This window comes from Hansschlegelia zhihuaiae, assembly GCF_004103825.1.
GTDB classification, from domain to species: domain Bacteria; phylum Pseudomonadota; class Alphaproteobacteria; order Rhizobiales; family Methylopilaceae; genus Methylopila; species Methylopila zhihuaiae.
Genome location: NZ_RYFI01000014.1, coordinates 48,636 through 63,099 on the forward strand (window position 1 = coordinate 48,636; position 14,464 = coordinate 63,099).

10 protein-coding genes are annotated in these 14,464 nt (G+C 70.5%); 3 read left to right on the forward strand and 7 right to left on the reverse strand.

What is annotated here, in order from left to right; translation table 11 throughout:
• Nucleotides 1-73: 73 nt before the first annotated feature.
• The 3 genes from EK403_RS14565 to EK403_RS14575 all read right to left on the reverse strand — a co-directional run bounded on the left by EK403_RS14565 (nucleotide 74) and on the right by EK403_RS14575 (nucleotide 5,467).
• On the reverse strand, nucleotides 74-1,894 hold the full coding sequence (locus tag EK403_RS14565) for an aminopeptidase P family protein (protein WP_128778205.1): 1,821 nt from the start codon (nucleotides 1,892-1,894) through the stop codon (nucleotides 74-76).
• Nucleotides 1,895-2,064: 170 nt separating this feature from the next.
• Entirely contained in the window at nucleotides 2,065-2,940 is an 876-nt protein-coding gene (locus tag EK403_RS14570; RefSeq protein WP_128778206.1) for a 50S ribosomal protein L11 methyltransferase, read from the reverse strand.
• A 166-nt stretch (nucleotides 2,941-3,106) separates the two neighbouring features.
• Entirely contained in the window at nucleotides 3,107-5,467 is a 2,361-nt protein-coding gene (locus tag EK403_RS14575; protein ID WP_245479714.1) for an ATP-dependent helicase, read from the reverse strand.
• A gap of 401 nt (nucleotides 5,468-5,868) precedes the next feature.
• Between EK403_RS14575 and EK403_RS14580 the strand changes: the two genes are divergently transcribed.
• On the forward strand, nucleotides 5,869-6,264 hold the full coding sequence (locus EK403_RS14580; RefSeq protein WP_206659553.1) for a DUF1236 domain-containing protein: 396 nt from the start codon (nucleotides 5,869-5,871) through the stop codon (nucleotides 6,262-6,264).
• Nucleotides 6,265-6,341: 77 nt separating this feature from the next.
• Here EK403_RS14580 and EK403_RS14585 read toward each other — a convergent pair whose 3' ends face one another.
• Nucleotides 6,342-6,821 (reverse strand): thioesterase family protein, encoded by a 480-nt coding sequence (locus EK403_RS14585; protein ID WP_128778207.1) that lies wholly within the window; start codon nucleotides 6,819-6,821, stop codon nucleotides 6,342-6,344.
• Between the two features lie 122 nt (nucleotides 6,822-6,943).
• Between EK403_RS14585 and EK403_RS14590 the strand changes: the two genes are divergently transcribed.
• Together EK403_RS14590 and EK403_RS14595 are read left to right on the forward strand one after the other, a co-directional pair.
• A complete protein-coding gene (locus EK403_RS14590) occupies nucleotides 6,944-8,359 on the forward strand; it encodes an FAD-binding oxidoreductase (RefSeq protein ID WP_128778208.1) in 1,416 nt (471 codons plus the stop codon).
• Nucleotides 8,360-8,480: 121 nt separating this feature from the next.
• On the forward strand, nucleotides 8,481-12,197 hold the full coding sequence (locus tag EK403_RS14595) for an AsmA family protein (RefSeq protein ID WP_128778209.1): 3,717 nt from the start codon (nucleotides 8,481-8,483) through the stop codon (nucleotides 12,195-12,197).
• 197 nt (nucleotides 12,198-12,394) lie between these two features.
• On the opposite strand, the gene EK403_RS14600 is transcribed toward EK403_RS14595, so the two are convergent.
• From EK403_RS14600 to fumC, 3 genes are all read right to left on the reverse strand, one after another.
• The gene (locus EK403_RS14600) at nucleotides 12,395-12,625 is read right to left on the reverse strand and encodes a ribbon-helix-helix domain-containing protein (protein ID WP_245479717.1); all 231 of its coding nucleotides are present in this window, start codon (nucleotides 12,623-12,625) and stop codon (nucleotides 12,395-12,397) included.
• 146 nt (nucleotides 12,626-12,771) lie between these two features.
• Nucleotides 12,772-12,966, reverse strand: coding sequence for a DUF4169 family protein (locus EK403_RS14605; RefSeq protein WP_128778210.1), 195 nt, complete (start codon nucleotides 12,964-12,966; stop codon nucleotides 12,772-12,774).
• Nucleotides 12,967-13,050: 84 nt separating this feature from the next.
• Nucleotides 13,051-14,445 carry a class II fumarate hydratase gene (gene fumC / locus EK403_RS14610; RefSeq protein WP_128778211.1) on the reverse strand — a complete coding sequence of 465 codons (1,395 nt, stop codon included), beginning with the start codon at nucleotides 14,443-14,445 and terminating at the stop codon, nucleotides 13,051-13,053.
• Nucleotides 14,446-14,464 lie beyond the last annotated feature (19 nt).

A 14,464-nucleotide genomic window follows, 5' to 3' on the forward strand; every position in this document is an offset into this window, starting at 1 on the left:
GCGACGCCGAGCGCGCCATAGAGCCCGGCGACGACGATCAGGAAAATCTGGGAACGGGGCATGGCGACGTCCGTCACAGCGGTGCGCAGGCCGCTTCGAGCCAGGCGCGGGTTTCGTTGTCGACCAGGGGCGAGACCTCGCCCGCGACGCGGGCGTGATAGGCGTCGAGCCAGGCCCGCTCCTCGGCCGTCAGCATGCCGGGCTCGATCGCCCGGCGGTCGATGGGGGCCAGCGTCAGCACCTCGAAGCCGCGCATCTCGCGCTCGGCGCCCAGGATAGCCCGCAACTCGACCGCGATGAGGTTCTCTATGCGGACGCCGAACTGGCCCTCGCGATAGTAGCCGGGCTCGTTGGACAGGATCATGCCGACCTCGAGCGTCGTGGTCCCGAGCTTGGAGATGCGCTGCGGCCCTTCATGGACCGACAGATAGGAGCCGACGCCGTGCCCGGTGCCGTGGTCGAAATCGGCGCCCGCATCCCACAGCGGCCGTCGCGCGAAGCCGTCGAGCTGCGCGCCCGAGACGCCCTTCGGGAACACAGCGGTCGAGATCGCGATGTGACCCTTCAGGACGCGGGTGAAGCGGTCCTTCATCTCGGCCGTCGCCTCGCCGACGACGACCGTGCGGGTCACGTCGGTGGTGCCGTCCTCGTACTGCGCGCCGGAATCGATCAGGAACAGACCGGGCTCCAGGCGCCGGTTGGTCGTGTGGGTGGCGCGGTAATGCGGCAGCGCGGCGTTCGGCCCGGCGGCCGAGATCGTATCGAACGAGATCTCCTTCAGCTTGCCCGTCTCGCGCCGGAAGGTCTCGAGCGCCTCGGCGGCCCCGATCTCGTCGACCGCGCCGGTCGGAGCCTCGCGATCCAGCCAACACAGGAAGCGCGCCAGCGCGACCGCATCCCTGAGATGGGCGGCGCGGGCGCCGGCGAGCTCCGTTGGGTTCTTGACGGCCTTCAGCTTCGCGATCGGGTCCGCCCCGCGCTGAAGCTTCGCGCCTCCGGCCTCGAGCGTCCGCGCAAAGGCCACGGCCGCGCCCGCCGCGTCGATCCTGACCGTCGCGGCGCGCAGCCCGAGCGCCTCGAGCCCCGCGTCGAGGTCGCGCGGCTCGGCGACGTCGGCGACCGACGAGAGCGCGTCGCGCGCGGCGTTGGAGAGCTTGCGTCCGTCGACGAAGACCGTCGGGCGGCTTTCGGCGGGGACGATCGCGAAGCCGAGCGGCAGCGGCGTGTGGGCCACGTCGCCGCCCCTTATGTTGAACGTCCAGGCAAGGCAATGCGCGTCGGTGACCAGCAGCGCGTCGGCCTTCGTCTTCTTCAGCTCGGCCTGGACGCGCGTGATCTTGGACGCGGCGCTTTCGCCCGCAAGCGCCTCGTCATGCAGCACCACGGGGGCGAGGGGGGGAGCCGGGCGATCGGTCCAGAGCGCGTCGACGGGGTTGCGGTCGAGCGCCACGAGTTCGACGCCCGCCGTCTTGGCTGCCTTCTCGAAGCGCTCGAAACCGTCGAGCGTGTGCAGCGCCGGATCGTAGCCGATGCGTTGGCTGGGCTTTGCGTGGTCCTTCAGCCAGTCGGACGGGGAACAGTCGGCGACGTTGACCGGCGTGAACGCCGAAAGGTCGACCTGGGACTTCGCCTGCACGGTGTAGCGCCCGTCGACGAACAGCGCCGCCTCGTCGGCGAGCGCGATCACGAAGCCGAAGGAGCCGGTGAATCCGGTGAGCCAGGCGAGCCTTTCGGCGGAGGGCGGCAGATATTCGTTCTGGTGCTCGTCCGCCCGCGGCAGCAGGAAGCCGTCCAGACCTTGCGCTCTCAGGGCCGCGCGCAAGGCGGCGAGACGCGGCGCGCCCTGCGAGGGATCGGCTGTCTCGTCGAAGGACTGGAAGCGGGCTTCGAACATCTCAGATCCGTCTCGGGGCGACGTGCTGCGTGCTTCGAGACGGCTTTCTCCGAAAGCCTCCTCAGCATGAGGAAGGTGGAGGACGCCGTCCGCTGCGCTCCTCATGCTGAGGAGCCGTCCGTCAGGACGGCGTCTCGAAGCACGCAGTCGGTCTATGCGGAACTGCAGCTTTAGCGCGTCAGCACCAGCGTCGACCACCCCTCGAGCCGCGTCGCCGCGACGACGTTCAGCCCGCGCGCCGCATAGGCGGCGCGGACCATGCGCTCCTCGATGGTCATCAGGCCCGACAGCACCACCGCGCCATCGGCTGAGAGCCGCTGCGCGACGCCGGTCGAAAGCTTCACGAGCGGCCGCGCCAGGATGTTGGCCACGATCAGATCGAACGGTCCCTGCTCGCCGAACACCGGGTGGCCGAAGCCCCCGGCATGGACCGAGCGCACCAGCGGGCCGGCCCCGTTCGCCCGCGCGTTCTCGGCGGCGATGCGGACCGAGACCGGGTCGATGTCGGTGGCGAGCACGGGGGTCTTCTGGGCGAGCGCGAGCGCGATGGCCAGCACGCCGGTCCCGGTCCCGAGATCGAGAGGTTTCGCGAAGCGGCGGAGCTTCAGCAGCCGGTCGATGGCCAGCAGACAGCCGCGCGTGGTGCCGTGATGGCCCGTGCCGAAGGCAAGCGCGGCCTCGATTTCGATCCCGATAGCGTTGGGCGCGACCGCGCTCCGGTCGTGCGCGCCATGTACGACGAAGCGGCCGGCGCGCACCGGCTTCAGGCCCTCGAGGCTTTTCGCCACCCAGTCGCGCTCGTCGATCACGCCGGGCTCGAGCCTCAAGCCCGCGCTTTCCGGGCCGAGCGCGTCGCGCATGGCGGCGGCGAGTTCGCCAGCGTCCATGTCCGGTCCGCCGTAGACCTCCACCCGCCAGGCGTCCGGCCCGGTCTCGAAGGCCGAGATCGACGCCTCGCCGAAGGGGAACGCCTCCTCCAGCACGTCCGCGACGCGCTTGGCGGTGGCCTCGTCAAGGTCGAGGCGAATGACGGGGGACTGGGTCATCGGTGGTTCCCGGATGTGCGCGGAGCCACGACCCTCATGTCCCGGCCTTGAGCCGGGACCCATAACCGCAGACGCCGCCAAACGGAACGGCGCGGTTCAGGTCAGACGATGGACCGTCGAGACAAATGGGTCCCGGCTCAAGGCCGGGACATGGCGGCCGCGCTCCTCACGCCGCCTTCACGAAGCCGTCCAGCACGCGCTTCTGGCCGGCGCGATCGAAGGCGACGGTGAGCTTGTTGCCCTCGACCTCGACCACCGTCCCGGTCCCGAACTTCTGGTGGAACACGCGCGCGCCCTCGGCGAAGCCGGCGGCCTTCGCGGTCGAGGAGGCGACGAGCTCGCCTTCGATCGTCATCGGGCCGGAGCGCCGCGCGCCGGGGCCCGGGGAGGGCGTCGCGCCGCGGTCGAAGCCGCGCTCCTGCGCGCGCTTCCAGCCGGGCGTCGAATAGGTCGAGGCGAAGGGCTCGGCGCGGTCGAAGCGGCTCGGGCCGTAGGACCCGCCCATGTGTCCGGCGCCGAAGGTCACGGGCGCCTCCAGCACCTCGACGTCGGCCTCGGGCAGCTCGTCGAGGAAGCGCGACGGGATCGAGGACTGCCACATGCCGTGCACGCGCCGGTTCGACGCGAACCAGATCTTGGCGCGGCGCCTGGCGCGGGTGACGCCCACATAAGCGAGCCGCCGCTCCTCCTCCAGCCCGGCGCGGCCGTTCTCGTCGAGCGAGCGCTGGTGCGGAAATAGGCCTTCTTCCCATCCGGGAAGAAAGACCGTGTCGAATTCGAGCCCCTTGGCGGCGTGCAGCGTCATGACCGTGACGGCGTCCTCGCCACGCGCGCCGTCGACGTCCATGACCAGCGAGACGTGCTCCAGGAAGCCGCGCAGGTTCTCGAACGGCTCCATGGAGCGCACGAGCTCCTTCAGGTTCTCGAGCCGCCCCTGCGCCTCCGCGGTGCGGTCCTTCGACCACATGTCGGTGTAGCCCGACTCCTCGAGCACCTTCTCGGCGAGTTCGACATGCGGGATGCGATCCATCTCGGCCGACCAGCGGTCGAAGGACAGCACCAGGTCCTTCAGCGCGCTCCGGGCCTTGGCGGCGAGCGCGCCCTCGGCGACGAGGCGGCGCGACGCCTCCGGCAGCGTGACTTCGTCGGCCCGCGCGCGTTCGATGATCTGCTTCACGGTCGCGTCGCCCAAGCCCCGCTTGGGCACATTGACGATGCGCTCGAAGGCGAGCGCGTCCGCCGGGCTCGCGACGACGCGCAGGTAAGCCATGGCGTCGCGGATTTCGGCGCGTTCGTAGAAACGCGGACCTCCCACCACCCTGTAGGGCAGGCCGAGCGTGATGAAGCGCTCCTCGAACTCGCGCATCTGGAACGAGGCGCGGACCAGGATCGCCATGTCGTCGAGCCGATGGCCCCTGGACTGTAGCGCCTCGATCTCGTCGCCGATCGCGCGCGCCTCCTCGCCCGAATCCCAGCTCCCCGCGACCGTCACCTTCTCGCCGAGCTCGGTCTGGGGGCGGAGCGTCTTGCCGAGCCGTCCTTCGTTCTTCGCGATCAGGAAGGACGCGGCGTTGAGGATGTGGCCGGTCGAGCGGTAGTTGCGCTCGAGCCGCACCACCTTGGCGCCCGGGAAATCCCGGTCGAACTTCAGGATGTTCTCGACCTCGGCGCCGCGCCAGCCATAGATCGACTGGTCGTCGTCGCCCACGCAGGCGAGGTTCTTCGAGCCCTGCGCCAGCAGGCGCAGCCAGAGATACTGCGCGACATTGGTGTCCTGGTACTCGTCCACCAGCATGTAGCGGAAGCGCCGGTGATACTGGGCGAGCACGTCCGGATTCTCGCGGAAGATCTGGATCGGCTCCAGCAGCAGGTCGCCGAAATCGACCGCGTTCAGCTGCTTCAGCCGGGTCTGGTAGAGCGTGTAGAGCTCGGCTCCGCGGCCATTGGCGTAGGCTTGCGCTTCGCCCGCCGGCACGTCCTTCGGGGACAGCGCCCGATTTTTCCAGCCGTCGATCGCGAAAGCGAGCTGGCGCGCGGGCCAGCGCTTGTCGTCGATGTTCTCGGCGGCGAGCGCCTGTTTGATCAGGCGGATCTGGTCGTCCGTGTCGAGAATGGTGAAGCTTGGCTTGAGGCCCGCAAGCTCGGCGTGGCGGCGCAGCATGCGCGCGCCGATCGAGTGGAACGTGCCGAGCCATTCCATGCCCTCGGCTGCGTGGCCGAGCAATTGGCCGACCCGCTCGCGCATCTCGCGCGCCGCCTTGTTGGTGAAGGTGACGGCGAGGATCTCGAACGGCCGCGCGCGCCCGAGCGCCAGGATGTGGGCGATCCGCGTGGTGAGCACGCGGGTCTTGCCGGTGCCGGCGCCGGCGAGCACCAGAAGCGGCCCGTCGAGCGTCTCGACCGCCTCGCGCTGCTCCGGATTGAGCCCGGAGAGGTAGTTCGGCCCCTGCGCGCGCAATCCCGCCACCGCTCGCGCGGCGATGCCGCCGGGGACAGGGGAGGTCGAGCGCGGATCGGCGTCGGACAAAGGCTTGGACGCTCCAATGACAGCGTTGGGAAGACACGCCGATTCGCGCGTCGTCGTTCCTCGCAAAATGGCGCCTGGAGCCCGCGATTGCGAGGCCGCGGGTCGGTACGGCCGCTGGTCGGCTCGCGATCATTCGCCCGCGCCGCATTCAGGCGGCCTGCCTTCAAACGGCCGCAAAGCGGCCCCGGTCCACGAGATTAGGACCCCGCGGGAGGTTGGAGCTCTGAAGAACTTTCGGCCCGTCTGGCAAACCACTCTTGGGCGCCGCACAAAATTCTTGGTGGAAGATTCGCTTGAAATCTCAGGCGACGGGAGGAGTAACAGCCGGTTACGTCATTTCACGGGAACGTTCCTCGCGGTCGGCCGTTTCTAGGTCGGGCGGATCACTGGAGGACTTCACCATGCGTTCCAGCATGACCGCAATCGCTCTCGCCATCGCCATCGCCGCCCCGACCGCAGCCTTTGCGGGCGACCGCGCCGCCGGCGGGGCCGCCGCGGGCGCCGCTACGGGCGCAGCGACCGGCGCCGTAGTGGGCGGTCCGGTCGGCGCGGCCGTGGGCGCGGGCGTCGGCGGCGTCGTGGGCGCGGCTTCGACCCCGGACCGGCGCGTGCGGACCTACGTCACTGAGCAGGAGCGTCCGTCGGTCGTCTACAGCGGCGACGTCACCGTGGGCAAACGGCTTCCGCAGGATGTCGAGGTCTACAGCGTGCCGGACAGCGACTACAGCTACACGGTCGTGAACAAGCGTCGTTACATCGTCAACAGCGACCGGGAGGTCGTCGAAGTCGTCGAGTGACGGGCGCATAGCGCCGATCCATTGATCTGAGAACTGGAGACGCCCTGTGCGAAAGCGCGGGGCGTTTTCGCGTCCGCTCAGCGTCCCATCATCGTCACCCGGCGTCCGAGCCAGCCGAGGTCGCGGGCGCCAGCTTCGTCGGCCCGGGCCGCGGCCGCGAGCCGCCCAGCAATGTCTTCGGGATAGGGCGCGACGCGCCTTGTCTCGACGGAGACCGACAGCGACACGCCTTCGACGGTGGTCACCACCGCGCCGTCCGACCCGCGGACCAACTCGACGGCCCAGTGGGCGCGCTTCTCGTCGGCTGCGATCCAGCGGACGCGGCCACGGATCTCGTCATGCGCGCTCATCTCGCGGAGATAGCGGACATGCATCTCGGCCGCGAAAGTGGTCATGCCGCGCCGGGCGACGTAGTCCTCGCCCTTGATCTCGCAGAAGGCGAGATCAAGGGCCGTGTCGGCGAGCACGAGGTGATAGGCCATGTTGACGTGGCCATTGTGGTCGATGAACCGGCGCTCGATCTCGAGGGGCGGCGAGAGAAAGGGCGCGTCTGACAATCCGGGGCTCCGTTTCGGTTGAAGCTCGCCACTTCCGCAGGCGGAGATGCTAGAGTTGGTACGGCGGGCCGGGATTTTCCGGATCGCCGAGGCTTCGAATGTCGCGAGGTTCTGGCCCGAACATGCAAGCCGTCGCAACCGCCCGAGCCGCGAAGCCTCCGGCCGACGCGCTCGACGCCGTCCTGGCGAGCTTGTCAGCCCGGTTCGGGGACCGGTTCACGACGTCTGCGGCGGCGCGGGAGCAACATTCGAGCACGCTGACATGGCTCGACCGGCAGCCGCCCGACGCTGTGGTTTTTCCCGAGACGACCGAGGAGGTGTCCGAGATCGTGCGGCTCTGCGCCCTCCACGGCGCGCCCGTGATCCCGTTCGGGGCCGGATCGTCATTCGAGGGGCACGTCAACGCGCCGTTCGGCGGGGTGTGCGTCTCGACCGAACAGATGACGGACATCGTGGCGGTGAACGTCGAAGACCTCGACGCTATTGTTCAGCCCGGCGTGACCCGCAAGGCGCTGAACGCGCATCTGCGCGACACCGGGCTGTTCTTCCCGATCGATCCCGGGGCCGACGCCTCGATCGGCGGCATGGTGGCGACCCGCGCCTCAGGCACCAACGCGGTGCGCTATGGCACGATGAAGGACGCCGTGCTTGGCCTCACCGTCGTGCTGGCCTCCGGCGAGATCGCGAGGACCGGCGGCCGCGCGCGAAAGTCCTCGGCGGGCTACGACCTGACGCGGCTGATCGCGGGCTCGGAAGGCACGCTCGGGATCGTCACCGAGGTCACGCTCCGGCTACACGGTCAGCCCGAGGCGGTCGCGGCCGGAATCTGCGCCTTTCCGAGCGTGCGAGCGGCCTGCGAAGCGACGATCGCGGCAATCCAGAGCGGCCTGCCGGTCGCCCGCATCGAGCTTCTGGACGCGGCCCAGGTCGCGGCCTGCAACGCCTATTCGAAGCTCTCGCTGCGGGAAGTCCCGACGCTGTTCGTCGAGTTTCACGGCTCCGACGCCTCGGTGCGCGAGCAGTCCGAGCGCTTCGGCGAGATCGCCGCGGATGTCGGCGGCGGGCCGTTCGACTGGGCGACGCGCGCCGAGGACCGCAGCCGCCTCTGGCAGGCGCGGCACGACGCGATGTGGGCGGCAGGGGCGCTAAGGCCCGGCGCGAAGCCGGTCCCGACCGACGTCTGCGTGCCGATCTCGCGGCTCGCCGACTGCGTCGAGGAGACGCTGGCGGACATCGCCGACTCCGGCCTTCAGGCTCCGATCGTCGGGCATGTCGGAGATGGCAATTTCCATTGCCTGCCGCTGGTGCGGACCGACGATCCGGCCGAGGTCGCAGCCTGCCGGCGTTTCGTCGGGCGGCTGGTCGAGCGGGCGCTGCGGCTCGGCGGCACGACGACCGGCGAGCACGGCGTCGGCCAGGCCAAGATGGCCTATCTGGAGGCCGAGCACGGCGCCGCAGCGGTCGAGGCGATGCGCGCGATCAAGCGCGCGCTCGACCCGCAAAACATCATGAATCCCGGCAAAATCGTGATTCCGTGAGGGCTTGAGTCGCGTGTAACAAGGACTTCGGAACGCGGCGGATCACGACCCCGCCGCCGCGTTTCCCGCAGCGCAGCGTGACTGTCGCGCTCAATGTCCGGGGTCGGTCGGGCGAAGCGCCTTGAACAATACGCTGACCGGGCTCGGGCTCGCCTTGGTGCTCGCGCTGCTCGCGGCGCTGATCGGCCCCTGGTTCGTCAACTGGACCGCCTATCGCGACGACTTCGCCGCGCAGGCGAGCGCGCTTGTCGGCGCGCCCGTCGAGGTCAAGGGCGCGGTCGACGCGCGGCTGCTGCCGAGCCCCTATGTGCGCTTCCGCGCGATCTCCGCCGGGACCGGCGCGACACGCGCCTCGATCGACGAGGTCGAGATCGAGCTCGCCTTCGCGCCGCTCCTGCGCGGCGAGGTCAAGGCCGAGCGCGTCAAGCTGGTGCGGCCGCGGCTCGGCGTCGAAGTGGCGGCGGACGGCGGCGTGCGGACGGCGTTCTCCAGCGCCGGAGCGAAGGGCGGGGCCGAGCGTGTCTCTTTCGACCGCGCCGAGATCGTCGACGGCCTGGTCCATGTCACGGCTCCGTCGGGGCGGTGGACGCTCGACCGCATCTCGGGGGTCGCGGAGGCCGGCTCGCTCGCCGGGCCGTTCCGGTTCGAGGGCGCGGCCGGCCCGGGAGGCCGTCGGGTCGAGGCGCGTCTTTCGACGGGCCGCGCCGACGCCTCGGGCGCCATGCGGATCAAGCTTGCGATCAAGAGCGACGTGGCCCCAGAGACTTTCGAGGCTGACGGCGCGCTAACGCTCGCGGGCAAGCCCGTCTTCGACGGCAAGGCGGCGCTGGCGCGCCCCGAGGCGCGGAACGTGCGCGGCGGAAGCGCGTCCGGCGACGAGGCCGTCCCCTGGCGGATCGCCGCCGACGTCAAGGGCGGCGCGGCGGCGTTCAGGCTCGACAATCTCGACATCGCCTTCGGCCCGGACGACCGCGGCGTGCGGCTAGGCGGCTCCGCGGCCGTCACGTTGCGCGCCACGCCTCGCGTCGAGCTTTCGCTCGCGAGCCGCCAGGTCGATCTCGACCGGATGGTCGGCGAGAACCGGCCGAAATCGCCGGCGGGCGTGATCGAGGCACTCGTCACGCGGCTGGGAACCGCGACCCGCCCGCCCGTCGAGGGCCGGCTTTCGATCGACCTTCGAGGCCTCGTGCTCGCAGGCGACGTCGTTCAGGACGTCCGCGCCGAGATCGAGACCCAGGACGGCGGATGGCGCATCCGCTCGGCCTCGGCCGTTCTTCCCGGCGAGACCAAGACCGCGATTTCGGGCGCCGTCATCTTCGCCGGGGCCGATCCTGCATTCTTCGGACCCGTCTCGTTCGAGACCGCGGACCTTGCAGGTTTTAGGCGCTGGCTCGCGGGGGGCGAGATCCAGCCGCCGGCGCCGGTGCGCCGGCTGTCCCTGAGAGGCGATGTCGCGGCGCGGCCGGACGAGGTCGCGATCGAGGACGCCGAACTCGCGACCGACGCGGCCCGCTCGACCGGCCGCGTGTCCTGGCGCGCGGCGGAGCGGCCGGATGGGCGGGCGCGCGTGGAGGCGGCGCTTGAATCCGATCGCCTCGACCTCGACGCGCTCGGTCTCGACCGGCTGTTCGCCCAGGCTCTGTCGGGCCGCGGCCCCGACGTCCTGCTCGCGCTCGACGCCAGGGCGCTGTCATTTTCGGGCGTCTCGATGAGCGGCGTCTCGATCGACGGCTCGCTCGGGCGCGACGGGATCGACCTCAAGCGCCTCGCGATACGGGACGCCGCGGGCGCGGCGATCTCCGGCGCGGGCTCGATCGGGCAGGGCGCCTCAGGCGCGCAGGGCCGGCTCGGCTTCGACGTTCAGGCGCCGCGGCTCGCGCCTCTGCTGACGCTCGCGCGCGCCTTCGGGGCGCCCGAGCCTGTGCTTGCGGCGCTCCGGGCCCGTTCGACGGCGCTCGCGCCGCTCAAGCTCGCGGTCGAGGTCGAGAGCGACGGCAAGGGCCGCCGCTTCGCCGTGCGGGGCGACGCGGCCGGCGGCCGGATCGACGCGAGGCTCTCGGTCGCCGCGCCGTCGCTCGAGGCCGAGACCGAGCTTGAGATCCGGCTCACCTCGCCCGACGGGCGCCGGCTTGCGGCGATCGCGGGGCTCGACCTCAGCCCGGTCGCCGAGGCGCGGGGCGGGGAGCTGTGGGCGAAGCTCGCGGGCGCGCCGGCCGCCGGCATGACGGGGGAGGGCCGGTTCGCCGGGCTCGGCGTCGACCTTTCGGCCCGCGGCAAGGTCGCGCTGGCCCCGGTCGCGGGCCTGTCGGCCGAGGGCGAAGCCGCGCTCAAATCCGGCGACGTCGCGCCTTTGCTTGCGGCCGTCGGCCGGCTGGCCCCGACCTCGACCCTCAGCCTGCCCGTCGATCTCAAGGCGAACGCCGCGCTCGACGCCGAGGGCGTGCGGCTGGATGGTCTGTCGGGCGCGATCGCCGGACGTCCGATCCGCGGACGTCTCGCCGCGCCCTACGACCTCCAGCGACCCATCGCGGGCGAGATCGCGCTCGAAGAACTGCCTCTAGCCGCCTTCATGGCGCTTGCCTTCTCGCCTGAGGCGCTCTCCGGCGGCGAGGACAGGCGGTCGGTCTGGCCGTCCGCCGCGTTCGGGCCCTCGCCGGCGCGGGGGCTGGTCGGCCGCGTCGCGGTGACGGCGTCGAGGGCGCCGCTCGGCGGCGGGCGCAGCGCGACCGACGCGCGCTTCGCGATCGCGCTCAAGCGCGGCGCGGTGGCGATCGAGGGGATCTCGGCCGAACTCGAAGGCGGTCGGCTGACGGGGTCGGTCAATGTCGCGCGCTCGAACGACGACGCCACGGCCTCCGTCGCTCTGCTGCTCGAAGGCGCGCGCGTCGAGCGGGTGATCGGACTGCCGCGCGAGGCCTCGCCGCTGCTCGGAGCTCTCGACCTGAAAGTGGAGGCGCAGGGGACCGGACGCTCGCTCGCCGGGCTGGTCGGGTCGCTCACCGGCGCGGGCTCGGCGACGCTGACCGACGGCTCGCTGCGGCGGCTCGACGTCGGCGCGATCGAGCGGCTGGAGCCTCGGGTCGAGGCCGGGCTGCCGCTGGAGGCGCCAAAGATCGCGGACGCGCTCACGCGCGACATCGACGGCGCGCATCTCAAGCTCGCGCGCGCGGTCGCGCCCTTCACCCTCTCGGGCGGCGTGCTGCGGACCGGCGCGATCGCGAGCGACAGCCCCGTCGGGACGCTGGGCGGCGCGGCCACGCTGGATCTCCGCCGCCTCGCTCTCGACGCCGACCTCACCCTCAAGCCCAACCGGCCGGACGCGCCGCAGATCGGCCTGTCGTTCGACGGGCCGCTCGCGCGGCCGGTCCGCAGGATCGACGCGACCGATTTCACCAACTGGCTGTCGGTCAGGGCCGTCGAGCGCGAGACCAGGCGGATCGAGGCCATGGAGGCGGACATCCGCGAGCGCGCGCGAATCGCGAGGCTGCGCGCCGAGGAAGACCGCAAGCGCGCCGAGGAGGAGAAGCGGCGGCTGGAGGAGGAGCGCCGCAAGGCCGAAATGGAACGCAGGAAGCGCGAGGCGGAGGCCCGCGCCCTCGTCGACACGCTGCCGCTTCCGTCCTTCTCGAACGCGCCGGGCCTGCCGTCGGCCCTCGACATCACGCCGCCGGGGGCCGCGGCGCCAGCGGCGCGTGGCGCGCCGCCGCCTGCGGGCGTGTTCGGCGGGCCCGAGGCCGGGCGTCCGGCCGAGCGAGGGCGGTCGGGTCTCCAGCCGGACGCGCTCACCTTGCCGCAGTCCATCCTTCCGCCCGCGGCGGTAGGGTCGCCGGGACGGTGACGAGCTTCCAACGCGATCCTAACTCGTTTGAAGCTCACTTTTGAGCGATGCGCCGTCCGGCCCGGTTCGAAGCTGAGCTCGGTCTGGTCGGAATAGTGGGGGGTCCATGACAAGGCGCGGCGCGCGGGCTCGCGCGTCCGCTGGGCCGCTTTTGGGCGATCGTCAGATGGCGAAGCCGGAGCGGCTCCGCGGCTCGCTCAGCGCTGGGTGGCGGCCGCTGCGCCCGCGCGCCGGCGGTAGTGGTCGAGCACGTGGAGGCGCACCGCCGAGGACAGGTTCCCGCCGCGCCGGTTGGCGTCGATCTCGGCCACGAGGCTGCGCAGGGACACCGAGCGTTCGCGCGCGATGTCCTTCAGCGCGTGCCAGAACGCGTCCTCGAGGCTCACGCTGGTCTTGTGGCCGGCCACGACGACCGAGCGCTTGACGATGTCGGGATTGTATTCGGGGGAAGGCGAGGGCTGTTCGCCCGTGAGCAGTTCCTGCACGACGACCCCCTCCGCCCCTTGGGTCCGGACCGCCACGACGGTGGTCTCCCCCGCCGGATGCGGCATCTCGATTGGCGTCGACGTCTGGCTCATGACTCCGCGTCGCCCCCATTCTCGCGACGATGACTGTCGTGTCGGCGTTCGATCACAGCGCGATTCGCCCGTTCGGCGTCTCTGACCGCCTTGCTCGTCCCGAACTGCGCTCGATTTTGCGCCGCTCTGGCCTCTTCCGCAGACCGATCGCGTCGTTTTCTCGCGAGCCTCAGATTGACGATCTCGGCCATCGCTGAAAGCTAGCATGCGGTGGGAGTGGAAATCGAGCGCCATAGGATTACCCCCATACGCTCAGCGTTAATCGAGCGGCCGGTTCAACCAGGACGTATCATTGTTTCCGGCCGAACGATCCGGTCGAAATCTTCCGGCGTCACGAATCCCAGCTTGACCGCCTCCTCGCGAAGCGTCGTGCCGTTCTTGTGGGCGGTCTTCGCGACCTTGGTGGCGTTGTCATAGCCGATGGTGGGCGCGAGCGCCGTGACGAGCATCAGGGAGCGGCTCATCAGGTCGGCGATCCGCTTCTCGTCCGCCTCGATGCCGACGACGCAATTGTCCGCGAACGACACCGCGGCGTCGCCCAGGATGCGGATCGACTGCAGCATGTTGTAGGCCAGCAGCGGCTTGTAGACGTTGAGCTCGAAATGGCCCTGGCTGCCGCCGAAGGTGATCGCGGCGTTGTTGCCGAACACTTGGACGCAGACCATGGTCAGCGCCTCGCATTGGGTCGGATTGACCTTGCCGGGCATGATCGACGAGCCGGGCTCGTTCTCGGGCAGCTTCAGCTCGCCGAGGCCCGAGCGCGGACCGGAGCCGAGCAGGCGGATGTCGTTGGCGATCTTGAACAGGCCGGTCGCGAGCGCGTTCAGCGCGCCATGCGCGTAGACATAGGCGTCGTGCGCCGCGAGCGCCTCGAACTTGTTCTCGGCGGTGACGAAGGGCAGGCCGGTGATCCCGGCGACCTTCTCGGCGAATGTCTCGGCGAAGCCGACCTTGGCGTTGATGCCGGTGCCGACCGCCGTCCCGCCCTGGGCGAGCGGATAGAGGTGCTTCAGCGTCTCGCGGATGCGCTCGGCGCCGAGCCTGACCTGCGCGACATAGCCCGAAAACTCCTGGCCGAGCGTAAGCGGCGTGGCGTCCTGCGTATGGGTGCGGCCAATCTTGATGATGTGCTCGAAGGCTTGCGACTTCGCCTCAAGCGCGTCCTCGAGATGCTTGAGCTGCGGAATCAGCCGCTTCTCGATCTCCTCCGCCGCCGCGATGTGCATCGCGGTCGGGAAGGTGTCGTTGGACGACTGGCTCATATTGACGTGGTCGTTGGGGTGGACCGGCTTCTTCGATCCCAATTCGCCGCCGAGGATCTCGATCGCGCGGTTCGACACGACCTCGTTGGCGTTCATGTTGGACTGGGTGCCGGAGCCGGTCTGCCAGACGACCAGCGGGAAATGGTCGTCGAAGGCGCCGTCGATGACCTCCTGCGCGGCCTCGGCGATCGCCTTGGCGAGCTCGGGCTTCAGCGAGCCGAGCTCCTCATTGGCGAGCGCGGCCGAGCGCTTGATGATCCCGAGCGCGCGGACGAGCGGCTTCGGCATCGTCTCGCCGCCGATCTTGAAATTCTGCAGCGAGCGCTGGGTCTGCGCGCCCCAATATTTGTCCGACGGAACCTCGAGCGGACCAAAGCTGTCGGTCTCGGTGCGGGTCGCGGTCGTCATCGGGCGCTCTCTCGTCTGA